This is a genomic window from Virgisporangium aliadipatigenens (assembly GCF_016863615.1).
Taxonomy (GTDB): domain Bacteria; phylum Actinomycetota; class Actinomycetes; order Mycobacteriales; family Micromonosporaceae; genus Virgisporangium; species Virgisporangium aliadipatigenens.
Genome location: NZ_BOPF01000049.1, coordinates 42,854 through 66,036 on the forward strand (window position 1 = coordinate 42,854; position 23,183 = coordinate 66,036).

The 23,183-nt window shown below is 71.1% G+C and carries 22 protein-coding genes; 12 read left to right on the plus strand and 10 right to left on the minus strand.

Annotated features, from left to right (window positions below):
- Nucleotides 1-23: 23 nt before the first annotated feature.
- Nucleotides 24-1,460: a GuaB1 family IMP dehydrogenase-related protein gene (locus Val02_RS41835; protein WP_203904903.1), complete on the minus strand. Its 1,437-nt coding sequence runs from the start codon at nucleotides 1,458-1,460 to the stop codon at nucleotides 24-26.
- A gap of 94 nt (nucleotides 1,461-1,554) precedes the next feature.
- On the opposite strand from Val02_RS41835, the gene Val02_RS41840 reads away from it, so the two are divergent.
- The 4 genes from Val02_RS41840 to Val02_RS41855 all read left to right on the plus strand — a co-directional run bounded on the left by Val02_RS41840 (nucleotide 1,555) and on the right by Val02_RS41855 (nucleotide 5,292).
- Nucleotides 1,555-1,941 (plus strand): CBS domain-containing protein, encoded by a 387-nt coding sequence (locus Val02_RS41840; protein WP_203904904.1) that lies wholly within the window; start codon nucleotides 1,555-1,557, stop codon nucleotides 1,939-1,941.
- A gap of 80 nt (nucleotides 1,942-2,021) precedes the next feature.
- Nucleotides 2,022-2,720 carry a maleylpyruvate isomerase family mycothiol-dependent enzyme gene (locus tag Val02_RS41845; RefSeq protein WP_203904905.1) on the plus strand — a complete coding sequence of 233 codons (699 nt, stop codon included), beginning with the start codon at nucleotides 2,022-2,024 and terminating at the stop codon, nucleotides 2,718-2,720.
- A 30-nt stretch (nucleotides 2,721-2,750) separates the two neighbouring features.
- The gene (locus Val02_RS41850) at nucleotides 2,751-3,845 is read left to right on the plus strand and encodes an aminotransferase-like domain-containing protein (RefSeq protein WP_203904906.1); all 1,095 of its coding nucleotides are present in this window, start codon (nucleotides 2,751-2,753) and stop codon (nucleotides 3,843-3,845) included.
- A gap of 325 nt (nucleotides 3,846-4,170) precedes the next feature.
- Nucleotides 4,171-5,292, plus strand: coding sequence for a magnesium and cobalt transport protein CorA (locus tag Val02_RS41855; RefSeq protein WP_203904907.1), 1,122 nt, complete (start codon nucleotides 4,171-4,173; stop codon nucleotides 5,290-5,292).
- A gap of 45 nt (nucleotides 5,293-5,337) precedes the next feature.
- Here Val02_RS41855 and Val02_RS41860 read toward each other — a convergent pair whose 3' ends face one another.
- Nucleotides 5,338-6,063: a hypothetical protein gene (locus tag Val02_RS41860; protein ID WP_203904908.1), complete on the minus strand. Its 726-nt coding sequence runs from the start codon at nucleotides 6,061-6,063 to the stop codon at nucleotides 5,338-5,340.
- 222 nt (nucleotides 6,064-6,285) lie between these two features.
- Between Val02_RS41860 and Val02_RS41865 the strand changes: the two genes are divergently transcribed.
- Both Val02_RS41865 and Val02_RS41870 read left to right on the plus strand, forming a co-directional pair.
- On the plus strand, nucleotides 6,286-6,801 hold the full coding sequence (locus tag Val02_RS41865; protein WP_239153744.1) for a peptidylprolyl isomerase: 516 nt from the start codon (nucleotides 6,286-6,288) through the stop codon (nucleotides 6,799-6,801).
- 52 nt (nucleotides 6,802-6,853) lie between these two features.
- Nucleotides 6,854-7,768 carry a rhomboid family intramembrane serine protease gene (locus Val02_RS41870; RefSeq protein WP_203904910.1) on the plus strand — a complete coding sequence of 305 codons (915 nt, stop codon included), beginning with the start codon at nucleotides 6,854-6,856 and terminating at the stop codon, nucleotides 7,766-7,768.
- 1 nt (nucleotide 7,769) lies between these two features.
- Here the strand turns inward: Val02_RS41870 and Val02_RS41875 are convergent, their stop codons facing one another.
- Entirely contained in the window at nucleotides 7,770-8,369 is a 600-nt protein-coding gene (locus tag Val02_RS41875) for a TetR/AcrR family transcriptional regulator (RefSeq protein ID WP_203904911.1), read from the minus strand.
- A 66-nt stretch (nucleotides 8,370-8,435) separates the two neighbouring features.
- On the opposite strand from Val02_RS41875, the gene Val02_RS41880 reads away from it, so the two are divergent.
- Both Val02_RS41880 and Val02_RS41885 read left to right on the plus strand, forming a co-directional pair.
- A complete protein-coding gene (locus Val02_RS41880; RefSeq protein ID WP_203904912.1) occupies nucleotides 8,436-8,888 on the plus strand; it encodes an SCP2 sterol-binding domain-containing protein in 453 nt (150 codons plus the stop codon).
- 6 nt (nucleotides 8,889-8,894) lie between these two features.
- Complete coding sequence (locus tag Val02_RS41885; RefSeq protein ID WP_203904913.1) at nucleotides 8,895-10,109, plus strand: acyl-CoA dehydrogenase family protein; 1,215 nt, start codon at nucleotides 8,895-8,897, stop codon at nucleotides 10,107-10,109.
- Between the two features lie 42 nt (nucleotides 10,110-10,151).
- Here Val02_RS41885 and Val02_RS41890 read toward each other — a convergent pair whose 3' ends face one another.
- Nucleotides 10,152-10,550, minus strand: a complete 399-nt coding sequence (locus Val02_RS41890; RefSeq protein WP_203904914.1) for a DUF6232 family protein — start codon at nucleotides 10,548-10,550, stop codon at nucleotides 10,152-10,154.
- A 172-nt stretch (nucleotides 10,551-10,722) separates the two neighbouring features.
- Here Val02_RS41890 and Val02_RS41895 point away from each other — a divergent pair, with 172 nt between their 5' ends.
- On the plus strand, nucleotides 10,723-12,018 hold the full coding sequence (locus tag Val02_RS41895; RefSeq protein ID WP_203904915.1) for a helix-turn-helix domain-containing protein: 1,296 nt from the start codon (nucleotides 10,723-10,725) through the stop codon (nucleotides 12,016-12,018).
- Here Val02_RS41895 and purD read toward each other — a convergent pair.
- Complete coding sequence (purD, locus tag Val02_RS41900; RefSeq protein WP_203904916.1) at nucleotides 12,015-13,271, minus strand: phosphoribosylamine--glycine ligase; 1,257 nt, start codon at nucleotides 13,269-13,271, stop codon at nucleotides 12,015-12,017. The genes Val02_RS41895 and purD overlap by 4 nt on opposite strands.
- Before the next feature lie 30 nt (nucleotides 13,272-13,301).
- Here purD and Val02_RS41905 point away from each other — a divergent pair, with 30 nt between their 5' ends.
- The gene (locus Val02_RS41905) at nucleotides 13,302-14,321 is read left to right on the plus strand and encodes a glycerophosphodiester phosphodiesterase family protein (protein WP_203904917.1); all 1,020 of its coding nucleotides are present in this window, start codon (nucleotides 13,302-13,304) and stop codon (nucleotides 14,319-14,321) included.
- Here Val02_RS41905 and Val02_RS41910 read toward each other — a convergent pair.
- Genes Val02_RS41910 through Val02_RS41925 form a run of 4 tightly spaced genes read right to left on the minus strand, consistent with a single transcriptional unit; the run spans nucleotide 14,318 to nucleotide 18,742 of the window.
- Nucleotides 14,318-15,241: a carbohydrate kinase family protein gene (locus Val02_RS41910; RefSeq protein ID WP_203904918.1), complete on the minus strand. Its 924-nt coding sequence runs from the start codon at nucleotides 15,239-15,241 to the stop codon at nucleotides 14,318-14,320. The two genes, Val02_RS41905 and Val02_RS41910, sit on opposite strands and share 4 nt — an antisense overlap.
- Before the next feature lie 8 nt (nucleotides 15,242-15,249).
- Complete coding sequence (locus Val02_RS41915; protein WP_203904919.1) at nucleotides 15,250-16,221, minus strand: ABC transporter permease; 972 nt, start codon at nucleotides 16,219-16,221, stop codon at nucleotides 15,250-15,252.
- Entirely contained in the window at nucleotides 16,218-17,714 is a 1,497-nt protein-coding gene (locus tag Val02_RS41920; protein ID WP_203904920.1) for a sugar ABC transporter ATP-binding protein, read from the minus strand. Before Val02_RS41920 ends, Val02_RS41915 begins: the two co-directional genes overlap by 4 nt.
- Complete coding sequence (locus Val02_RS41925; protein ID WP_203904921.1) at nucleotides 17,714-18,742, minus strand: ABC transporter substrate-binding protein; 1,029 nt, start codon at nucleotides 18,740-18,742, stop codon at nucleotides 17,714-17,716. The genes Val02_RS41920 and Val02_RS41925 overlap by 1 nt, the downstream gene beginning before the upstream one ends.
- Before the next feature lie 129 nt (nucleotides 18,743-18,871).
- Between Val02_RS41925 and Val02_RS41930 the strand changes: the two genes are divergently transcribed.
- Nucleotides 18,872-19,894 carry a LacI family DNA-binding transcriptional regulator gene (locus tag Val02_RS41930; protein ID WP_203904922.1) on the plus strand — a complete coding sequence of 341 codons (1,023 nt, stop codon included), beginning with the start codon at nucleotides 18,872-18,874 and terminating at the stop codon, nucleotides 19,892-19,894.
- Here the strand turns inward: Val02_RS41930 and Val02_RS41935 are convergent.
- Complete coding sequence (locus Val02_RS41935) at nucleotides 19,887-21,173, minus strand: adenylosuccinate synthase (protein ID WP_203904923.1); 1,287 nt, start codon at nucleotides 21,171-21,173, stop codon at nucleotides 19,887-19,889. The two genes, Val02_RS41930 and Val02_RS41935, sit on opposite strands and share 8 nt — an antisense overlap.
- 81 nt (nucleotides 21,174-21,254) lie before the next feature.
- Between Val02_RS41935 and Val02_RS41940 the strand changes: the two genes are divergently transcribed.
- Nucleotides 21,255-22,094, plus strand: coding sequence for a diacylglycerol kinase family protein (locus Val02_RS41940; RefSeq protein ID WP_203904924.1), 840 nt, complete (start codon nucleotides 21,255-21,257; stop codon nucleotides 22,092-22,094).
- Nucleotides 22,095-23,183 lie beyond the last annotated feature (1,089 nt).

A 23,183-nucleotide genomic window follows, 5' to 3' on the forward strand; every position in this document is an offset into this window, starting at 1 on the left:
CAGGATACCGCCGGACCGCAGACTCACCACCCGTCGGGACGTGGCTTCCCTTCGTCGAACCCGGCCCGGCTCTGCACCCCGATGACCGCCCGCCGGTGGAACTCGTCCAGGTCAGCGGCGCCGGCGTAGGTGCAGGCGCTGCGCACCCCGGCCACGATCGTGTCGATGATGTCCTCCACTCCCGGGTGTCTCGGGTCGAGATACATCCGCCCGCTGGAGATCCCCTCCTCGAACAGCGCCTTGCGGGCCCGTTCGTAGGCGGTGTCCTCGGCGGTGCGCCGGTGCACGGCACGCGCCGAGGCCATGCCGAAGCTCTCCTTGTAGATGCGCCCGTCGTGGTCGCGCAGCGGGTCGCCGGGCGACTCGTGCGTGCCGGCCAGCCACGAGCCGACCATGACGTTCGAGGCACCGGCGGCCAGCGCCAGCGCCACGTCGCGCGGGTGCCGGACACCCCCGTCGGCCCAGACGTGCCGGCCGAGTTCACGAGCCTGGGTGGCGCACTCCTGCACCGCCGAGAACTGCGGCCGGCCCACCCCGGTCGCCATCCGCGTCGTGCACATCGCGCCGGGGCCCACGCCCACCTTCACGATGTCGGCACCGGCCTCGACCAGGTCGCGCACGCCCTCGGCCGTCACGACGTTGCCCGCCGCCACCGGAACGGCCGGCCGCAGCGCGCGCACCGCCCGCAGCGCCCGGACCATGCGTTCCTGGTGGCCGTGCGCGGTGTCGACCACCAGCACGTCGACCCCGGCCGCGAGCAGCTTGTCCGCCCGGCCGGCCACGTCGCCGTTGATCCCGATCGCGGCGGCGATCCGCAGGCGCCCGTCGCCGTCGACGGCCGGGGTGTAGAGCGTGGCGCGCAGGGCGGCCTTGCGGGTCAGGATCCCCACGAGCTGCCCGGCCTCGTCGACCACGGGCGCCAACACCCGGTGGGCCGCCGACAGCCGGTCGAACGCCTCCTCCGGCGTCACGTCCACCGCAAGAGTGAACATGTCGTGCGTCATCACCTGGCCGAGCTGCGTGAACCGGTCCACGTCGTGGCAGTCCCGCTCGGTCACCACACCCACCGGACGGCCGTCGTCGACCACGACCACCGCGCCGTGGGCCCGCTTGGGCAGCAGCGCCAGCGCGTCCGACACGGTGTCGCCGCGCCCCAACGTGATGGGCGTGTCGTGCACCAGGTGGCGGCGCTTCACCCAGGAGACGACCTCGGCCACCACGTCGATCGGGATGTCCTGCGGGATGACGGCGATGCCGCCGCGCCGCGCGACCGTCTCGGCCATGCGCCGCCCGGCGACGGCCGTCATGTTGGCCACCACCAGCGGGATCGTGGTGCCGGTGCCGTCCCGGCTGGTCAGGTCCACGTCGTAGCGGGACTCGACCGCCGAACGGGCCGGCACCATGAACACGTCATCGAAGGTCAACTCGTACGGCGGCGGCGAACCCTGCACAAAGCGCATGGTCACCAGTATTGCCGGGTCCGGGGACAGGTCTTGAGTCTTCGGCGCAGGGACGTAACGATGTCTGCACGGTCGGTATGAGGGGCGGTGCGACATGCGCGTTCAGGACGCCATGAGCAAGATCGTTGTCCAGGTAGGCCCCGATCACACCCTGCGGCAGGCCGCTGAGTTGATGGCCGGTCGACGGGTGGGTTCGGCGGTCGTTCACGACCCCGACGGTCAGGGCGTCGGCATCATCACCGAGCGGGACATCCTCAACGCACTGGCCACCGGCCTCGACCCGGACAGCGAACGGACCGCCGGCCACATCACCTGGGACGTGGTCTACGCGACGCCCGCGTGGACCCTCGAGGAGGCGGCGGCCGCCATGGTCCGCGGCGGCTTCCGGCACCTGGTGGTGCTCGACGGCACCGACGTGCTGGGTGTCATCTCGGTGCGCGACATCCTCAAGAGCTACGTCCAGCAGGGCGCCACGGTTTAGCCCAGACCTCTTCGCAAACTCCTCCTCGGCCCGCCGCGCTCGTGAAAGACTCACGCCGGGCGATCGACTGAGGGGGCGCCGTGGACGAGCCCGATCTGGCCGGACTGGACCCGTTCGACCTGATGGCCGAGGAGGCCCGACAGATCGAGGCCTTCTACGCCGCGCTCCCGCCCGACGGATGGCGCGCCCCCACCAGGTGTGCCGGATGGGACCGCCGGGCACTGCTCGCCCACCTCGCCGCCGTCGAGGACTACACGCGCGCCGGCCTGCGCGGCGAGGTGCAGCAGCTGATCCGGGCCGCCGGCGGCGGCAGCCTCGACGACCTCAACGCGTGGGGCGTCGCCCAACGGGACACCCTGCCCCACGCCGACCTCCTCGCCGCGTGGCGGGACCTCGTCGCGAGCAACGACGCCGCGCTGCGTTCGCGGGCGACGGAGACGATGGACACCACCGTCGGGCAGTACCCCGTCTGGCGGCAGGCGTTCTACCTGGCATCGGAGCGGGCCATCCACGCCGACGACGCCGACGTGCCGGTGCCGGAGAGTCGGGTGTCACACCGGCTCGACTGGCGGTTGCGCTTCGCCCGCGTGGCCGTCACGGAGAACGCACAACCGGGGCAGGTCTCCGTCGTGGCGGACCGCGGCGCACAGGTCGTCCGCCTCGTCGAGGAGGAGTGCCGGCTGCCGGACGAGCAGTTCGTGGCGGCCGTCAGTGGGCGGCTCCCGCCGGAGGTGGACATCCCGCCACGGATCCGGGACGCCCTCGCGGTGCTGGTATAACGCGTCGCGGCCACCCGTACGCTGTTCGGCATGACACCGCAGCAGCCCATCTCCTTCGCCCGCGGCGCACCCAGCCTGGACATCATCGACGTCGACGGCCTCAAGGCCGCGGCGGTGCGCGCCTTCGAGACCGACCCGGCCGGGGTCACCGCGTACGGCACCTCCGTCGGCTACCCGCCGTTGCGGAAGTGGATCGCGGAGAAGCACGGCGTGGCGGTCGAGCAGGTGCTGGTGACGAACGGCTCGCTGCAGGCCGACGCGCTGCTGTTCGAGTACCTCGTGCGCCCCGGCGACGACGTGGTGGTGGAGAAGCCCACGTACGACCGGACCCTGCTCAACCTGCGCAACCTCGGCGCGAACGTGCACCAGGTGACGCTCGACTCCGAGGGCATCGACGTCGCCGAGCTGCGCAAGCTGCTGGAGTCCGGCGTCCGGCCGAAGCTGGCGCACATCATCCCCAACTTCCAGAACCCGGCCGGCGCCACGCTGAGCGCCGAACGCCGCGCCGCCCTGCTGGAGCTGGCCGCGGAGTACCGGTTCACGATCTTCGAGGACGACCCGTACGCGGACGTGCGCTTCCGCGGGGACAAGCTCCCGACGATGCTCTCGGCCGACACCGCCGACACGGTGGTGCACGCCAGCTCGTTCACCAAGACCGTCTGCCCCGGCGTCCGGGTGGGCTACCTGGTGGGCTCGAAGGGCGTGATCGCCGACATCGCCAAGCGGGCGACCAACCTGTACATCTCGCCGAGCATGGCGGCGCAGGCCATCGTGCACCAGTTCTGCGTGGTGGGGGACATCGACCGCTCCATCGCGACGGTCAACGCCGCGCTGGCCGAACGCGCCGGCGTTCTCGCCGCGTCGCTGCGGGAGCACATCCCGGGCGTGCGGTTCACCGAGCCGGACGGCGGCTACTTCCTCTGGATCGACCTGCCGGACGACGTGGACGTCGACCTGCTCGCGCCGGCCGCCGAGGAGCTGGGCGTCGCGGTCGTCAAGGGCAGCGACTTCCTGCTGGAGGGTGGGAAGCACTCGCTGCGGCTGGCGTTCTCGGCGGTCACTGTCGACCGGATCGACGAGGGCGTCCGCCGTCTGGCCGCCGCCATTGACCGTATTCGTCGGTAACGCGCCCGTAACCGTGGCAAAACCGTGACGTCACCGGTGTTCCTTAGGCGCGCGCGGTAGATCAAACTGCGAATCAGGCGCAAGAACGCCGAAGACGTCACCTCCCGCCCCCAAGGACACCGGGTGGGCCGTCCGCACTCCACCCAGTCAGCGGACGGCTCGCCCGGTGTCGTTTTTTGTGCAATTCGCATCTCGCGAATTGGGCTTCGCGCCGCCCAGGACGGCGGCACGTCTCGTGGGTGTCGGGGGGTCGCGGCGCCACGCGGGGTCTTGCGCTGCCCCGGGCTAGCCTTCCCTCGGAGTGTTGCGAGGGAGGTTGGGGGCTATGGCTGAGAGTAATGAGGGGCGCACGTTGCCGCGGGCGTGGAAGGCGCCGGTGCGGGCGGTCAGCCGGATGCTCGGCACCACCCCGGTGGAACGCCCCCGCCTGCATCCGGACGCCGCCGAGGCGGACGCGATCGTGGACTGCGGCCTGTACCTGAACGGCGAGCGCCAGACCGACCGGCTGCACTACGCCGACGCGCTGGCGGCCGCCCGCGAACACGACAACGGGTTCGTGTGGCTCGGGCTGAAGGAGCCGACCGCGGCGCAGTTCGCCGGCATCGCGCAGACGTTCGGGCTGCACGAACTGGCGGTCGAGGACGCGGTCAAGTCGCTGCAGCGGCCGAAGGTCGAGCGCTACGGCGAGATGACGTTCATGACGCTGCGCACCGCCCGGTACGTGGAACACGAGGAGCTGACCGAGTACAGCCAGGTGATCGAGACCGGCGACCTGATGATGTTCCTCGGGCCGGACTTCGTGATCACTGTGCGCCACGGCGACGCCCGCCGGCTCGGCAAGATCCGCACACAGTTGGACCAGCGCTCGGATCTCATCACGCACGGGCCCTGGGCGGTCGCCTACGCCGTCTACGACCTCGTGGTCGACGGGTTCCTCGACGTGGTGAACTCCCTGGAGGACGACGTGCAGCAGGTGGAGGAGCACGCCTTCGCCCGCCACAGCCAGGGCCGCATCCAGCGCATCTACCAGCTCAAGCGGGAACTGATGGAGGTCAAGCGGGCGGTCGTACCGTTGCAGCGCCCGGTCACGGGCCTGGTCGAGGGCCGCTCGGCGGAGGTACCGGACGAGATCCGCCGCTACTTCCGGGACGTGCACGACAATCTGGGCCGTGCCGTGGAGCAGGTGCTCTACTTCGACGAGGCGCTGAACTCGATCCTGCAGGCGCGCCTGGCCCAGGTCACCGTCGACCAGAACAACGACATGCGCAAGATCGCGGCGTGGGCGGGCATCGCGGCCGTGTGGACGGCGTTCGCCGGCGTGTACGGGATGAACTTCGCCTTCATGCCGGAACTGCAGTGGCGCTACAGCTATCCCGTGATCATGACGGTGATGCTGGGCTTCTCGATCACCATGTACCGGGGCTTCAGACGTTCCGGATGGCTCTAGATGAGGACGGGGACCGGAAACCCGGTCCCCGTCCGCGAGCCGGTCTCAGGAGCGGCTGTTGTTGGAGCTGCTCCCGGCGCGCCCGTAGATGTCGTCCCGCGACCCGAACTCCGAGCTGCCGCCGGTCGAGCCGATCGAGCCGCTGCCCGTGCTCGACGTGCCGGTGCTACTCGACTGGCCGGACGGCATGTGTCCGGAGGACGAGTGCGACGAGGAGGGCGACGGCGACGAGCCGCTGCTCATCATGTCGGAGGCCCGCTCCTTGGCGGACTCGGCCAGCGACTGCACCTTGTCCTTCCCGGACTCCATCGTGGAACGGGCGGACTCGATCATCGAGTCGCTCCGGGAGGTCGTGTGCGTGGTGCCGTACTCCTCCCACTGGCTGCGGTTGGCCCGGCGGCGGGCGATGATCGCTCCCGTCGCGCCGATCGCCGCACCGGCAGCGAGCAGTCCACCCAGAATCGTTGGCCAGCGCCTCACCTGAGGCTCCCTTCCTGTCAGCTTCGCCTTGCCCTTGATTGCGCTCTTGCGGGCGGTGCGAGCCACGTTCCGGGAGCCGTCCCGGGCCGACGTCACCATCGGTCCGAACGTGGAGGCCGTGGCCTTCCGGGCGTTACGGCCCTTCTTCTTGGCCGTGGCGACCTTGGGGCTGACGTAGTCCGCCGTTCCGCTGGCCGCGTGTGCGGCCGCCATGCGGAAGTGCTCGAAGCCCTGGCCGAGTTCGGCCCGCGCCAGCTGACCGTGCGCCTGTGCGCGACGCCGTCCAAACATCAAATCCACCTCCCTGTTGCGGCCCCCCAGCTCAGGACGCCTCGTAAGCCTTTACCCCACCGGCTGATGGCGACACCTGCGCCGTCCGCTACGCGCAATACTGCCTTTTCGCCCGGTTCGTCGTCGCCCAAACGAGCGGATCTCTTCAGTGGCCCGCGAACGTGGCTCAGGTACACCGTCGGTTACGGTGGGCGGCGGAAAATCCACAGGAGGGAGTACCCGGTGACCTTCGCGACCCTGCACACCACGGTCGGACCGATCCGGCTCGAACTGTTCGACAACCACGCACCGAAGACCGTGCGCAACTTCATCGAGCTGGCCGAGGGCACGAGGCAGTACACGGACCCGCGTACCGGCGCGCCCGGCTCGGGCCCGTACTACGACGGCGTGCCGTTCCACCGCATCATCGCCAACTTCATGATCCAGACCGGCGACCCGACCGGTACCGGCACCGGAACGCCGGGCTACGACTTCGAGGACGAGTTCCACCCGGAGCTGCAGTTCGACCGGCCGTACCTGCTGGGCATGGCCAACACCGGCCGTCCCGTCTCCAACGGCTCGCAGTTCTTCATCACCGTCACGCCGACGCCGCACCTGAACCGCAAGCACACCATCTGGGGCGAGGTGACCGACCCCGACTCGCAGAAGGTGGTCGACACCATCGCCACCACCCAGACGGACCGCAACGACCGGCCGGTGGACGAGATCCGCATCGAGCGGGTCGAGATTCACCGCTGACTCACAGTTTCCGCCGTCCGGGGCGGTGGGCGCGCCACGTACTCTTCTGGGTATGACCGCGCCCGCCGTCCCGGTTTGCTACCGCCACCCCGGTCGCGAAACGTATGTGAGCTGTACCCGCTGCGGCCGTTACATCTGCCCCGACTGCATGCGTGAGGCGTCCGTCGGGTTCCAGTGCCCGGAGTGTGTCGCCCTGGGGCAGCGCACGCAGCGTCAGGCGCGCACGGCGTTCGGCGGGAGCCGTGCGGGGCGGGCCGGCTACGTGACGATCTCGCTCATCGCCCTCAACGTGATCGTGCTGCTGGTGGGCGCCGCGATGTCGGGCGCCGGTTCGCTGTTCGGCGGGATCTTCAGCGGCGCGAGCGAGCTGCACTACTACGGCTCGGTCGTCGGGCCGGACATCTGGGTGGTGGGCAACAACACGTACATCCAGGCGATCGCCGGGGCCGCGCACTACACCGGCGTCGACAACGGTGCCGTGTACCGGCTGCTGACCAGCATGTTCATCCATTACGGGCCGCTGCACCTGCTGATGAACATGTGGGCGCTGTGGGTGCTCGGGCGGGTGCTCGAGGAGCAGCTCGGGCCGTGGCGGTTCGCGATGCTGTACCTGCTGTCCGGGCTCGGCGGTTCGGTCGCGGCGGCGCTGACCCAGCCGGACAACCTGACGGCGGGAGCCTCGGGTGCGGTGTTCGGGCTCTTCGCGGCGCTGTTCATCACGTTGAAGCGGCTCGGGCGGGACACGTCCAGCGTGGTGCCGGTGATCGTGATCAACCTCGTGCTGACGTTCGCGGTCCCGGGCATCTCGATCGCCGGCCATATCGGCGGGCTGCTCGTCGGCACGATCGTCGGCGCGGGCCTGGCCTACGCGCCGCGCGATCGCCGCACGGCCGTCCAGGTGACCGTCTTCATCGGCACCGCCCTGGTCCTGGCCATGCTGACCGCGATGCGCGTGCTGCTCAACTGAGCTACTGCCGCGGCAGGCCGTTCAGGATGAGGTCCGTCAGGCGCGCCGCGGTGAGATCCGGGTCGCGCCCGACATGCCTGTCCGGGAACTCCACGATCCAGTCCGCGAGCGACTCCACCGCACCGGCGAGCGCGTAGGCGCCCGGGGTCACGTCCGGCACGTCGGGCGTGATGCGCGCCAGCACGGTCGTGAGGTGGCCGATCCAGCTGCGCCGGATCTCCGCGATCTCCCCGGCGAACGGCTCCTGCCCACGCGCCTGCCGGTGCAGCACCGACCACCCGTCCCGGTGGTTCACGACGAACTGCAGGAACTCCTCGATCGCCCGGCGCAGCTGCTGCTCGGGCGGCATGTCGTCGGAGAGCACCGCGAACACCGCCTCGGTGAGCCGCGCGCCCTCCCGGTGCAGGCAGGCGATGAAGAGCTCCTCCTTGGTGCCGAGGTACGCGTAGACCATGGGCTTGGAGATGCCGGCCGTCTCCGCGATCTCGTCCATCGACGCCGCGTGGTAACCCAGCCGGGAGAAGACGCGCACCGCCGCGTCGAGCATCTGCTGCTCGCGAACGGCGCGGGGAAGACGCTTCACCGTGGGGTCGACCGACATGCTTGTTACTCTACTTACTCGCGCGTAAGTTTACGGACTAGTAGGTACTCATTCGGGAGGCTCGATATGCCCGACCTCAGCAACATCGACGACTACGCCGATATCGCGCCCGCCCAGTTCGCCGCGCTGGTCAAGCAGACCTCCGATCGCGAACTGGCCCAGATCCTGAGCGGGCCGCATCGCAAGACCATCCTCGACAACATCTTCACCCGGATGCCCGAGCAGTTCCGGCCGGATCGCGCCGGCAGCACCAGAGCGGTCATCCACTGGGTCATCGCCGGTGGCGCGGACGGTCCCGACACCTACGAGGTGCGCGTCGCCGACGGCAAGTGCGAGACGTCGCTCGCGCCCACCGTCGAGGACCCGGACCTGGCCATCACCATCGGACCGGTCGAATTCGTCAAGGTCGTCTCGGGCAACGCCAACCCGATGATGATGTTCATGACGGGGAAGATCAAAGCGACGAACCTGCCGCTCGCGGCGAACGTCCAGAACCTCTTCGCCGTCCCGAAGGCCTGACCCGCCATGTCGGAGTTCTGGCTCGGGCTCTCCGAGGAGCAGGAAGAACTGCGCGACTGGGTGCACGGCTTCGCCGAGGGCACCGTGCGGCCGGCCGCCGCCGAGTGGGACGAGCGCGAGGAGACCCCCTGGCCGGTGATCCAGGAGGCCGCCAAGATCGGGCTCTACGGCTTCGAGTTCCTCGCGGACACGGCCAACGATCCCAGCGGGCTGTCGATGTGCGTGGCCACCGAGGAGCTGTTCTGGGGGGACGCCGGCATCGGGCTGGCCATCCAGGGCACCGCGCTCGCCGTGGCCGCCATCTACGGTTCGGGCACGCCGGATCAGCTCTTCGAGTGGATCCCGCAGTGCTTCGGCACCGCCGACGAGCCGCTCGTGGCGGCGTTCTGTTCGACCGAACCGGAGGCCGGCTCCGACGTCGGCGCCATGCGGACCCGCGCCCGGTACGACGAGGCCACCGACGAGTGGGTGCTCAGCGGGCAGAAGGCGTACGCCACCAACGGCGGCATCGCCAACGTGCACGTGGTGACCGCCTCCGTCGATCCAACGCTCGGCACCCGGGGGCAGGCGGCGTTCATCGTGCCGCCCGGCACCAAGGGACTGGAGGCCAGTCGCAAGCTGCGCAAGCTCGGGCTGCGCGCCTCGCACACGGCCGACGTGTTCCTGGACGAGGTTCGGGTGCCGGGGCGGTGTGTGCTCGGCGGCAAGGATGCGCTGGACGAGCGGCTCGCCCGCGCCCGCGCCAAGGAGCGGTCGAACTCCAGCGCGGCGATGCGCACGTTCGAGATGACGCGCCCGACCGTTGCCGCGCAGGCCATCGGCGTGGCCCGGGCGGCCTACGAGTACGCGCTGGACTACGCCAAGGAACGGGTGCAGTTCGGGCGGCCGATCATCGAGAACCAGGCCGTCGCGTTCACGCTCGCCGACATGCGCATGGAGATCGACGCCGCGCGCCTGCTCGTGTGGCGGGCCGCGTGGATGGGGCGCAACAACAAGCCGTTCGACGCCGGCCAGGGCTCGATGAGCAAGCTCAAGGCCGGTGAGGTGGCCGTCGACGTGACGTCGCGGGCCGTGCAGCTGCTCGGCGGCGCCGGGTTCGTCCGGGACCATCCCGTGGAGCGCTGGTACCGGGACGCCAAGATCTACACCATTTTCGAGGGAACGTCCGAGATCCAGCGGCTCGTCGTGTCGCGCGCGATCTCGGGGCACTACATCCGTTGAGTCGCCCGCTGACGGCCGGGAGCGGGGCGCCCCGCTCCCGGGTCAGGCGGCCATGAGGTAGCGGTGCTCCCGCGCCCGACGCAGGGCCCGGGCCGCTTTGCCCAGCTCCGTGCTGTCGGTGGTGCTGAGCACGACCGCGTTCCCCAGCCAGAGGTGACGCAGACGCGGGCTGAAGCGCGTGACGACCGCGCCGACGAAGGTGATCGCGCCACCCACGACGGCCAGGCCGATCGCGGTCGGAAGGGCCATGACGGGGCTCAGGGCCACCGCCATGAAGAGCACCGCGCCGCCGGCCAGCAGCGTGCCGATGCCGACCCGGCTGACCGGGTCCGTCGTGGTGTGGAAGCCGCTGGTCGCGGCGAGCGGGTAGCGGCGTCCGTCGACCGACACCCACTGGTCGGTGATCCGAAGTCCGCGGTGGTTGTAGAACGTCTGGGTCATGGCTCTGCACCGCCCTTCTCGCCTACTCGGAGGGGATCCTCCAGGTGGAAGTATTCCCGTCAGCCACATAGCTGTCTACAGAAAATCAGTGAGATCTCAAGATTTTCAGTTGGACTTGAGGTTTCTCTGCAGTTGGTTCAAATTTTCGTCAAGTTCCGTTAGCCTTCGGGCGGTGACCGGCCCCACACCCATCGAGGCCCGCCAGCGCTGGGCCCGCGAGGTACTGCAGGCACTCGCGGAGCGTCGCCTCTCCATCAACGCCGCCGCCAAAGAGGTCGGCATCTCCCCCGGCCGGCTCCAGGCGTGGCTGCACCAGGACGTCGAACCGTCCCCGCGGGTCATGCGCGACCTCGCCCGCGTCATCGGGCGCAGCCACGTTCACCTGCTCGAACTCCTCGACTGGCTGCCCGCCGAGATGGCCGACGCGCCGCTGCGCCTGGAGGCGACGGAGAAGCTCAACGAGGCGATCGGCGAGGCCCGGCGCTGGCTGCGGGGCGCCACCCGGGCGGCCGGGCTGCGCGGCGGCGCACAGGTCGCCGGCGCCCTCCTCGACGCCACCGCCGGCTGGGGCGTGACGATGCGCAACAGCGAACGCGGCAGCCGCTACCGCACCCGGTACGCCGTTCGGGTCGGCTGCCATCCGGCCGGGGTCGAGGGGCCGTCCACAGAGGACACCCAGCGCGACCGCACCGAGATCGAACGCCTCATCATCGACACGATGCTGCGCACCGCCGCCACCTGGCTCCCGCCCGAGCGGGTGGCCGGCCAGGACTGGGCGAAGCGGCCCGACCTGGTGCTGTCCGTGCCGCACCTGTGCGCCAGCCGGCCCCGCGGGCTGCGGCCCAACCTGCTCGTTCCGCCGGGCATCGTGGTCGTGGGCATCCCGTGGGCGGGTAGCCAGGAGGTGGCCGCGCTGCTGGCCGATCTTCTTGACTGGGGTTACCTGGACCTGCGGGCCCTGGCGGCGGAGCAGTTCGAGCTGGCCTCCGGCACGGCCCCCGACGTGGTCGAACGCGCCCAGGTCAGCGCCGCGCGGCGGCTGTTCGACGACACCACCGGGCGGGCCCGGCAGACCGTGTGGTCGGTCAACCAGCCGAAGCCGATCCTGCAGGCGTTCCGCCAGTTGGGGCCGGAACTGCCGCTCGTCGTGCTGCTCCGGGCGCCGGACAGCCTGATCTCGTACGTGACGGAGCAGTTCGCGCTGCGCGGGGACCCGCACGTCGACCTCGTCGAGGCGGCGCAGAACCTGGTGCGCCGCACGCTCGAACAGGACCGGGATCCGGGTTCCTACCTGATCCTGGACGTGCCGGACCTCCCGCTGGGCAGCAACGGGCCGGACGAGGTGGACCTGGTCTTCGACGCGTACGTGGAACTGGCGTTCCAGGCGGCGCGGTGGCTGCACGAACGCCACGGCGCCCCGTCGCTGGAACACGCCGGCGGCGTGCTCGGCTCCCTCTCCCGGAGCTAGGCCCCGATTGCCGCGGCGGCGGCGATGTCGCGGCGGACCTGGGCGCCGGGCAGCGTGACGCCGTCGACCAGGGCGTACGCGGCGTGGCGTGCGGAAGCGAGATCCGGGCCCGTGGCCGTGCAGCAGAGCACCCGGCCGCCGGACGAGACGAGCGCGCCGTCGTCGCGGCGGGCGGTCCCGGCGTGCAGCACCCCGGGCACACGGTCGGCGCCGAGGATCGGGTCGCCCTTGCGGGGACTGTCCGGGTAGCCGGCCGAGGCCACCACCACGGTCACCGCCGACCCGTCGCGCCAGAGCAGCGGCGGGTGGTCGGCGAGCGTTCCGGTGGCGGCGGCGTGCAGCAGGCCGGCGAGCGGCGTCTCCAGCAGGGCCAGCACCACCTGCGTCTCCGGGTCCCCGAACCGGCAGTTGAACTCGATCACCCGCGGGCCGTCCGGCGTGATCGCGAGCCCCACGTAGAGCAGGCCGCTGAACGGGGTGCCGCGCTTGCGCATCTCGGCGAGCGTCGGTTCGACGACGTCCCGCAGCACGTCGGGGACGAGCGCGGGCGGCGCCCACGGCAGTGGCGCGTAGGCGCCCATCCCACCGGTGTTGGGCCCCTCGTCGCCGTCCCTCAGCCGCTTGAAGTCCTGCGCGGGCACCAGCGGGCGCACCGCCGTCCCGTCGGTCACCACGAACAGCGACACCTCGGGGCCCGACAGGTACTCCTCGACGACGACCCGTTCGCAGGAGGCGGCGTGGGCGAGTGCCGCCGCGCGGTCGTCGGTCACCACCACGCCCTTGCCGGCGGCGAGCCCGTCGTCCTTCACCACGTACGGCGCGCCGAACTCGTCCAGCGCCGCCGCCACCGCCTCGGCGTCCGTCGCCACCCGCGACCGCGCGGTCGGCACCCCCGCCGCCGTCATGATCACTTTGGCGAACGCCTTCGAGCCCTCCAGCGCGGCCGCCGCCTTCGTGGGCCCGAAGACCGGGATGCCCTTGGCCCGCACGAGGTCGGTGATCCCGGCGACGAGCGGCACCTCCGGTCCCACTATGACCAGATCCGCCCGGCCCTCGACGGCAAGCGCCGCCAGCCCCTCGATATCGTCTGCGGGAACGGCGGCGAGCCTGACCGGGCCGCCCGACGCGAGCGTGAGGCCGCTCATGCCAGGATTCCCCGGCGCGCAGGTCAGTGCGGAAACGGCCGGATCCGCGGCGAGTGAGGTCGCGAGTGCGTGTTCACGCCCGCCCGAACCGATGAGGAGTACGTGCACGGGAACAGATCGTACGGTGAGCGTCCGACCGTGGGCCGACCCAGGGGACGGCGCGTCGCGGCATGGTGTGCGCTCGCGGTGGCGTTCGTGCTCGTGGCGGCGCTCGCGCCGGTGGCCGTGTCGGGCGTCAGCGGGCTGACCTCGGCCGCGCAGAGCGTCGCCCGGGTCGTCCCGAGCACGCTCGCCGTGGCGGCCCGGCCGAAGTACCCCGTTCTGGTGATCGGCCACCGGGGTGCGCCGCTGTACCGGCCCGAGCACACCCTGGCGGGTTACCAACTGGCGATCGACCAGGGCGCCGACTACATCGAACCGGACCTCGTGAGCACCCGCGACGGTCATCTCGTGGCGCGTCACGAGCCGGACCTGACGGTCACCACCGACATCAAAAGCCGCCCCGAGTTCGGCCGGCGCACCAGTGCCGACCAGCTCACGCTCGCCGAGATCAAGACGCTGCGCACCGGCGGGGAGCAGATCCCCACGCTGGAGGAGATCGTCGCGCTGCTGCACCGCCAGTCCCGCCCGGTCGGCCTCTACCTGGAACTCAAGTCCGCGGCCAGGTACCGCCAGCTCGGCCTCCCCATGGAGGACCGCCTCGCCGCCGCGCTCACCGCCCAGGGCTGGACCGATCGGGAGGACCCGGTCTTCGTCTCCGGGTTCGAGGCGGACAGCCTGCGGATCCTGCACAACCTGCTGCCGGGGCTGCGCCTGGCGCGCAACCTGCTGCCGTCGGACCCGGTCGACGGGCCGGCGATGGACGAGATCGCCACGTACGCGAAGGTGTTGAGCGTGCACCGGGACCTGCTCGGCGCGCCGAGCGGTGGGCTGCGCGGGCCGGCGCTGGTGGACGACGCGCGCACCCGCGGGATGCAGGTGCACCTGTGGACGCTCGGCGCCGACTGCCCCTACGAGGACCTGCCCGCGACGCTCTCCCACCCGGACGACCCGGTCGGCTGGGCCCGGGCCGCCCGCATGTACCGCGGCTTCTACGCGATGGGCATCGCCGCGGTCTTCAGCGACGCCCCCGACATCGCGGTCTGGGCCAAGGGCTAGGGGCGCAGCTCCTCGAGCCAGGGGGGTTCGGCGCCCTGGCGGGCGCAGGTGTGGGCCGCCACGCGCTGGGCGAAGCGTAGGCACTCCGACAGGTCGGGCGTGCCGAGCCGGGACAGGCGGTCCCGGGTGAGCAGTTCGGCGCGGTCCAGCGCCGCCAGCAGGCCGGCCATGAAGGCGTCGCCGGCACCGACCGTGTCCACCAGCTCGACCGGGTTCGCCGGAAGGTCGACCGGGCCGTCGGGGCCGAGCGCGTACACGCCCTTGCCGCCGCGCGTGACCACCACGAGCGCGCAGCCGCGCAGGTGCCACTGGCGGGCCACCAGTTCGTAGGGCTGGCCGGGCGCGATCCACTCCAGGTCCGCGGTGCCGATCTTCACGATGTCCGCGAGCGGCAGCCACGTCGACAGCCGCGCCCGGACGGAGTCCGGCTCCGGGGAGATCGTCGACCTCGGATTGGGGTCGAGGGAGATGACGCGGTGTCGCCGTTCGCGCCGGATCAGGCCCTCGAGAGCATCACCCATCGTGGGAACGGCCAACGCCAACGAGCCGCTCACGTGCAGCGCCGCGCCGTCGGGCAGGGCCGCGGGGAGTTCGTCCGCGCGCCACCGCCCGTCGGCACAGCCGTCGATGTAGAACGTGTACGCCGCGTCGCCGCCCGGCAGCAGGTCGGCGATCGCCAGCGTGGTGTGCTCGTCGGCGTCCACCACGTGCTCCAGCCGGACGAGGGAACGGCGCAGGTGCTCACGGAGGAGTTCCCCCAAACGGTCCTGGGAAATGCGGGCGACCAGGGTGACGTCCGCTCCCAGCCGGCCCAGCGCGGCGGCCACGTTGGCGGCACTCCCGCCCGGCCGCGGCAGGTAGGACTCCCCCGCCGCGGACCGGATCAGATCGACCAGTGCCTCCCCGCACACGACGATCATTGGCTCTCCTAGCGGGATCGACGGCCCTGCCACTGGTCGAACGAGACCGCGACCAGGATCAACAGGCCGATGATGATCTGGAGATAGAAGGCGTTGACGGCCAGCAGGTTGCCGCCGTTGTTGAGGGTCGCCACGATCAACGCCCCCGCCGCCGCCCCGAACGCGCCGCCCTTGGCGCCGAACAGGCTCGCGCCCCCGATGACGCAGGCGGCGATGGCGTTCAGCTCGTAGCCGGTGCCGGCCGTCGGAATACCCGCGTTGAGGCGGGACGTAAACAACACGCCGCCGACTCCCGCCAACAATCCCGCGATCGCGTACACGGCCACGAGCACCCGCTTGACGGGCACACCGGCGAGGCGGGCGCTCTCCGGGTTGGAGCCGATCGCGTAGATGTACCGGCCGAAGACGGTGCGCCGCAACACGAACGCCGTCACGATCGCCACGACCGCGAAGAGCCACAGCAGGTTGGGCACGCCGATCAGCGACCCGTTGGCGATCTCCCCGAACGCGTCGGGCAGCGGCTGGATCGTGGAGGCGTTCGTGAAGACCAGCACCACGCCGCGCGCGATGCCCAGCATGCCCAGCGTCACGATGAACGGCGGCAGCCCGGCGAACGCCACCAGCAGCCCGTTGATCAGTCCGGCGATGACCGCGACGGCCAGCCCGCCGAGGATCGCGACCGGGATCGGCACCCCGCCGGCCAGCAGCTCGGCGGTGACGCACCCGGACAGCCCCAGCACCGAACCGACGGACAGGTCGATGCCGGCCGTCAGGATCACCAGCAGCTGCCCGATCGCGATGATGCCGAAGATCGCGACCTGACGGGCCAGGTTGGCCAGATTGTCGCCGGTCAGGAACTGGTCCGACAGCAGCGTCATCGCCCCGAACAGCACCAGCAGCACGATGATCCCGCCGGCGTCGCGCCCGAACACGTCCCCGAAGGTGATGACGCGCTCCTCTTTCACTGCGGTCGTGGTCACTTGCTTCCTCCCGTGCTCGCCAGGTGCAGAACGGCCTCTTCGGTGGCTTCCGACGCGGTGAGTTCGCCGGCGACGAGCCCCTCCCGCATGACGAGCACCCGGTCGGCCAGGCCGAGCACCTCCGGCAGGTACGACGAGACGACGATGACGGCCAGGCCCTCGGCGGCGAGGTCCCCGATCACCGTGTAGATCTCGCTCTTCGCGCCGACGTCGACGCCCTTGGTGGGTTCGTCGAAGAGCAGCACCTTGGCCCGCGTGGCGAGCCATCGCGCGAGCAGCACCTTCTGCTGGTTACCGCCGGAGAGGCTGGAAACGGGCTGTTCCCAGGACTTCGCGCGCAGTCGCAGGCCGCCCAGGTATCTGTCCACTGTGGACCGCTCCGCCTTGGTGTCCACAAGGGACAGTCGGGAGATCTGCGGGAGCTGGGCGATGGAGGCGTTCTCCCGGATGGCGAGTTCGAGCATGAGGCCGAGCTGCTTGCGGTCCTCGGTGAGCAGCCCGACACCGGCACGGACCGCGGTGCGCGGGTTGCCGGGCTTCACCTCGACGCCGTCGATGCCGATCCGGCCCGCCGCGATCGGGTCCGCGCCGAAGATCGCCCTGAGCAGCTCGGTGCGGCCGGATCCGAGCAGGCCGGCCACGCCCAGGATCTCACCGCGGCGCACCGTGAAGTCGATCTGTCCACTGTGGACGCCGGCCGGACGGAGGCCCTCGACGACCAGGCGCGGCTCGCCGATCGTGCGGCTGGACGCGGGGTACAGCGACTCGATCTTCCGGCCGACCATCGTCGCGATGAGGCTGTCGTGGTCGTAGTCGCGCATCGGGCCGCTCGCCGCGAACTTCCCGTCGCGCAGCACCGTCACCCGGTCCCCGATCTCGAACATCTCCTCCAGGTGGTGGCTGACGTACATGATCGCGTGACCGTCGTCGCGCAATCCCTTGATGCGCCCCAGGAGCGCGGCCGTCTCCGTCTCCGACAGCGCGGTGGTGGGCTCGTCGAAGATGAGCACCTTAGGGTTCTGGCCCAGCACCTTGGCGATCTCGACGAGTTGCCGCACCGCGAGGGAGAGTTCGGCGACCGGGGTGTCCGGGTCGAGGTGGCCCTGGTCGACGCGTTCGAGCATGGCGGTGGCCTGCCTGCGCAGCTCCCGTGGGCGGGTGATGCCCCGGCGGTTGGGCAGCCGGCCCATCAGCAGGTTTTCCGCCACGGACAGGTCGGGGAGCAGGCTCAGTTCCTGGTAGACGACGCCGATGCCGGCCTGTCGGGCCTGTGCCGGCGTGGGGTTGCCGACCTCCCGGCCGTCGATCAGGTAGTCGCCGGCGTCGCGCTGGTGCGCTCCGGTCAGGATCTTGATGAGTGTGCTCTTGCCGGCGCCGTTCTCACCCGCGAGGCAGTTGACCTCTCCCGGATACAGCTCCAGGTGAACGTCCGTGAGCGCCCACACCGGACCGAATGCCTTGCTGACGTTGCGCAGTTCGACGTAGGGACTCATCAGTCGGCCTTTGCCGTCGGCGGGGTGAGCAGCGTCTTGATCTCCTCGTTGCCCATGTTGGACTTGTCGGCGAGCACGGCGCCCGGGTCGATGTTCCGCGGCGGGATCGAGCCCACGGCGGCCATCCCAGCGACGACGACGCCCTGGTAGCCGAAGAAGTACGGGTTCTGCACCACGAGCACGTCGAGCGAACCGTCGCCGAGCGCCGCCACCTGCTGGGGATCGGTGTCGAACGAGACGACCGGGATGCGGTCGGCCGCGTTGTTGTCCTTGATGCCACGCGCCGCGCCGACGCCGCTGGTGTTGTTGGCGGCGAAGACGGCCACGAGGTTGGGATCGGCGGTGATCGCGTCGTTGACCTGGCTCGCCGCGAGGTTGATGTCGTTGTTGTTGAACCGGGGGCCGACGATCTTCAGGTCGGGACACGCCGCGAGCCCGCCCCGGAAGCCGGTCTCCCGGTCGGTGAGCACCTGCACGCCGGCGACGGAGGACTCGATCAGCACGTTGCCGGCGGTCCGGCCGGAGGCCTTGGCCAGCTCGCACAGCTTCGCCCCGGCCTGCTCGGCCGCCTTGAGGTTGTCCGTCCCGATGAACCCGTCAACGGGCGTGGTGACCTGGGTGTCGACGGCGATCACCTTGATGCCCTCCTTGCGGGCGCGCTCGATGACGTTGTTGAGCGCCGAGGAGGAGTTGGACGCGAGGACGATGCCGTCGACGCCGCGGGAGATGGAGTTTTCGACCAGCTGCACCTGCTGGCCGACGTCGGTCTCGGAGGTGGGGCCGAACAGCGACACCTCGATGCCGAAGTCGCCGCCGGCCTGCTTGGCGCCGGCGAGCATCGACTGCCAGAACGACGAGTCGCTCGCCTTGATGATCACGTCGATGCGCTTGCCGGCGGAACGTCCGCCGTCGCCGCTTCCGCCGCCGGAACCACCGCCGCCGGTGGCCCGCCCGGCGACCACGCCGGCCACGAGCATCAGCAGGGCTATGACGGCCACGAGGGACAGCGAGAACTTGATCCGTTTCATGGGGGGTCCTTCCTGGTCCCCGCCTGGCGGGGCGGAAACTCGAAACGTTTCGAGTTACCGTAAATCCAGTAACTTCAACATCACAAGGGGTAGCGCTATGATCCCTTGAAAACGTTTCGAGGAGGGCCCATGAGCGCTGACACCCGACGGCCGACCATGAAGGACGTCGCGGCGCTCGCCGGCGTCAGCCTCAGCACCGTCTCCCGCGTCGTCAACGGCGACCCCGGCCGGCCCGACCTGGCGCGCCGCATCCAGGACGCCATCGACCTGCTCGGCTACGAACGCGACCACACCGCCAGCACGCTGCGCCGCACCGACCGGGCATCGGCCAGCATCGGCCTGCTCGTCGCCGACGTCGGCAACCCGTTCTTCGCCGCCGTCGCGCGGGGCGTCGAGGAGATCGCGCGGGAACGCGGCTCCGTCACCATGGTCGCCAGTTCCGACGAGGACCCGGCGCGGGAACGCGAACTGGCCACCGCCCTCGCCGCACGGCGGGTCGACGGGCTCGTCGTGGTGCCGACGGACGGCTCACCCGGGCCGGCGCGGGTGCCGACGGTCTTCGTCGACCGGCCGCCCCGCTACGCCGACGCCGACACCGTCCTCACGGACAACTTCGGCGGTGCCGTCGCCGCCGTGACCCACCTGCGCGCCCACGGGCACCGGCGGATCGGCTTTCTCGGCGACCGATCGACGTTGCACACCGCAGCGGAACGCCTCCGCGGCTACCTCGGTTCGCTGCCCGACCCCTCGCCGGCCCGCACAGACCTCTCGTCCGGCCGGCTTGACCCTTCGCTCGTCCGCACGGATCTTGAAGGCTCCGCCGCGGCCTTCGACGCCGCCTGCGCGCTGCTGCGTGGCGACGACCCGCCGACGGCCCTCTTCACCGCGCAGAACCTCATCACCACCGGCGCCGTCCGGGCCCTGCGCGCGCTCGGGCTGCAGCACCGGGTGGCCCTCGTCGGGTTCGACGACCTGCCGCTCGCCGACGCCCTGGATCCCGGCCTCACCGTCGTGGCGCAGCAGCCGGTGACCCTCGGCCGGGCGGCGGCCAGGCTGCTCTTCTCCCGCATCGACGGAGACCGCGCGGAGCCGCGCACCGAGGTCGTCCCGACGACCCTCGTGGTGCGCGGCTCCGGAGAGATCGCTAGATGAGCGTGTGGCGGATGACGTTCTCCTCGCGGCCGGGGCCGACCCCGACCACGCTGACGCGTGCCCCGCACAGCTCCTCGATGCGCTCGATGTAGCGACGCGCGTTGGCCGGCAGGTCCGCCTCCGTCCGCGCCTTCGAGATGTCCTCCCACCAGCCGGGGAGTTCCTCGTAGATCGGCTTCGCGTGGTGGAACGCCGTCTGCGTCATCGGCATCTCGTCGACCCGTTCGCCGTCGATCTCGTAGCCCACGCAGATCGGCACCGGGTCGAGGCCGCTCAGGATGTCGAGCTTCGTCACGACGAGGTCGGTGATCCCGTTGACCCGCACCGCATAGCGGCCGACCACCGCGTCGAACCAGCCGCAGCGGCGTTCGCGCCCGGTCGTCGTGCCGTACTCACGACCGACCTTGCGCAGGTGCGCACCGTTGTCGTCGAACAGCTCCGTCGGGAACGGCCCCGAACCGACGCGCGTCGTGTACGCCTTGATCACGCCGATCACCTGCGAGATCCGGGTCGGCGGGATACCCGAACCGACGCACGCGCCACCCGAGGTCGGGTTCGACGACGTCACGAACGGATACGTCCCGTGATCCACGTCCAGCAGCGTCGCCTGCGCACCCTCGAGCAGAACGGTGTCGCCGCGCTCCAGCGCCTTCGCCAACTCCGTGCGCGTGTCCGCGATGTACGGCCGCAGCCGGGTCGCGTAGCCCAGGTACTCCTCGACAACGGCGTCGGCGTCGATCGCCTTGCGGTTGTACACCTTCACGAGCACCTGATTGCGCTCGCGCAGCACCAGTTCGAGCTTCTTGCGCAGGATGCCGGTGTCGAGGAGGTCCTGCGCGCGGATACCCATGCGCGCCACCTTGTCCCCGTACGCCGGCCCGATCCCGCGACCCGTCGTCCCGATCCGCGCCGAACCCAGGTAGCGCTCCACCACGCGGTCGAGCGCCCGGTGGTGCGGCATGATCAGGTGCGCGTCCGTCGACAGCAGCAGCGACGAGGTGTCCACACCGCGTTCGGCGAGGCCCTCGATCTCGTTCAACAGCACCTTGGGGTCCACGACGACACCGTTGGCGATCACCGGTACGCAGCCCGGCGTGAGCACGCCCGACGGCATCAGGTGCAGGGCGAACTTCTCCCCGTCCGGCGTGATCACGGTGTGTCCCGCGTTGTTGCCGCCCTGATACCGCACGACGTACTGCACACGCTCGCCGAGCAGGTCGGTAACCTTGCCCTTGCCCTCGTCGCCCCACTGTGCGCCGATGAGCACGATCGCTGGCATGTTCCTCGCCTCCACTGGCCCCACGCACTGGCCGGTGGGCCCGTGACAGGCTACAACCGTCCCACCAGGAGGATGACAACGGTGCACCGCGTCGTGATCCTGTCCCTCGCCGAAGGCTGCGAAGGACCCCGCACTCCCGTGCTCTCCTGCCGGGACGCCCTGCGTGCCGCCGGGTGCGAGGTGGAGCTGGTGACAGCCCGTTCCGACGCGGAAATCGACGCCGCCCTCGCGGACGGTGAGGCCCGCACGGTGGTCGCCGCCGTCAGCGACGGGCAGGTGCGCGCCGTCGTGCGCCGGCTCATGCGCAAGCACTCCCCGGCGCCGAGCAAGCGGCCCGACGACCTGCCCGCCGACCGGACGGTCCCCGACCTGCCGGCCGTCGGGATCCTCCCGGTCGCGATCGAGCCACCCGACCTCGCCTCCCGGCTCGGACTGCCCCGGGCTCCGGAGGAGGTGGCCGCCGCGGTGGCCGGCGGGTTCGTGCGCCGGGTCGATCTTCTGCGGAACGACGGAGGCTCGCTCACCCTCGACGGGTCCCTGCTCGGCGGGGCCGACGAGGCGGGGCGCGCGGTGCCGTTCCACGCATCGATCAACGTGGACGACGCCGTGCTGACCGACGGGCGGGAGGCGCTGCTCGCCGCCGTCGTGGCCAACGCGGACGGCTACGCGACCTTCGACGGACTGCCGCTGGTGGTGGAACCCAGCCCGTTCGACGGGAAATTGAACGTCGCGGTCGCTCTGGCCGTGAAAACCCGTAAGAGAGTCGAGGTCGAGGTCCGGCGGGCATCGGGTCGTGCTGTTGCGGTGACTCCTCGCAGTGAGGGACTACCGTTCCTGGATGACGGCGTGGCCGGAACGCTGAACCGCAAGCGCACCTGGTGGATGGAACGCGCGGCGTGGGGAGTCTTCGCGCCGAAGTGACGTCTCCCCATCGGTGTGCGAGGCTTGCGATGCTGCCGTCGGGGGACGCTCGGGCACCGGGAAGCGGGAGGTAGGACGGGTGGCGGAAGAGACGATCTGGCCGCCGGAGGAGATCGGCGGACCGCCGCACAACGGCCGGACCGTGCGGACCGAACCCACGGCCGGCACACCGGCACCACCCACCGCCCAGCCGACCGCCGCGCCGCCGCCACCCGGAAGAAGGGCCTATCCGGGCTCGGCTTCCGATGATGCCGACGGGGGCGGGCCGCCGCCGTTCGTGCCGCCGGGTGCGGTGGCGCCGCCCGTGGCCGCACCGCAGTCCGGGCCATCCTTTTCCGGGCCGCCGTCGTCCGGGCCCTCGCTCTCCGGGCCGCCGTCGTCCGGGCCGTTGCCTTCCGGGGCGCCGGGGTCGGGGTCGATTCCTGACGGGCCGGGGCTTTCGCCTTCCGGGCCGCTGCCGCCCGGGCCTGGGCCGCTGCCGGTCGGGTCTACTTCGGGCGGGTCTTCGGGGCCGCCGCAGTTCGCGCCTCGGGTGCCGCCGCCGTTCGTGCCGCCGCCCGTGGCCGGGTCGCCGTCGTTCGGGTCGCCGGCCGCTGCCTCGGGAGGGCCGGCCGGTGAGCCGGCGAGTGGGGCCGCTTCCGGACGGGCCGGGTCCGCGCCGGGGGCTTCTCCCGAGTTCGGGGCTACCGGGTCGGGCAACGGCGGGGTCGAACGTCCCGCGTTCCGGCCGCCGCAGGCCGGTCCGCCCGTTTCGGCCGCTCCGCCCGCTGTGCCGCCGGTCGGGGCGCCGGGTGGTCCGTCCGGCAACGGAACGGCGGGTTCCGCGACCGGCGGCCCGGCCACCGGCAGGGCGGCACCGCCCGTCGTGATGCCGTCGCCGGCCGGAAGTGCGCCCTTCAGCCCCGGTGCGGCACCGACGCCGGCCGGAAGTGGGCCTGCCGGCCCCGGTACGGCGTCGGATAGCGCGCTGGCCGCCGCGCCTGGCAGCAGGTCTACGGCTCCTGGCGCTCCCTTTGCGTCTCAGCGCCCGGAGCAGTCCACCACCCCCTCCGGTGCGGCTCCTCGACCGGGCGAGCCGGCCTCCTTCGG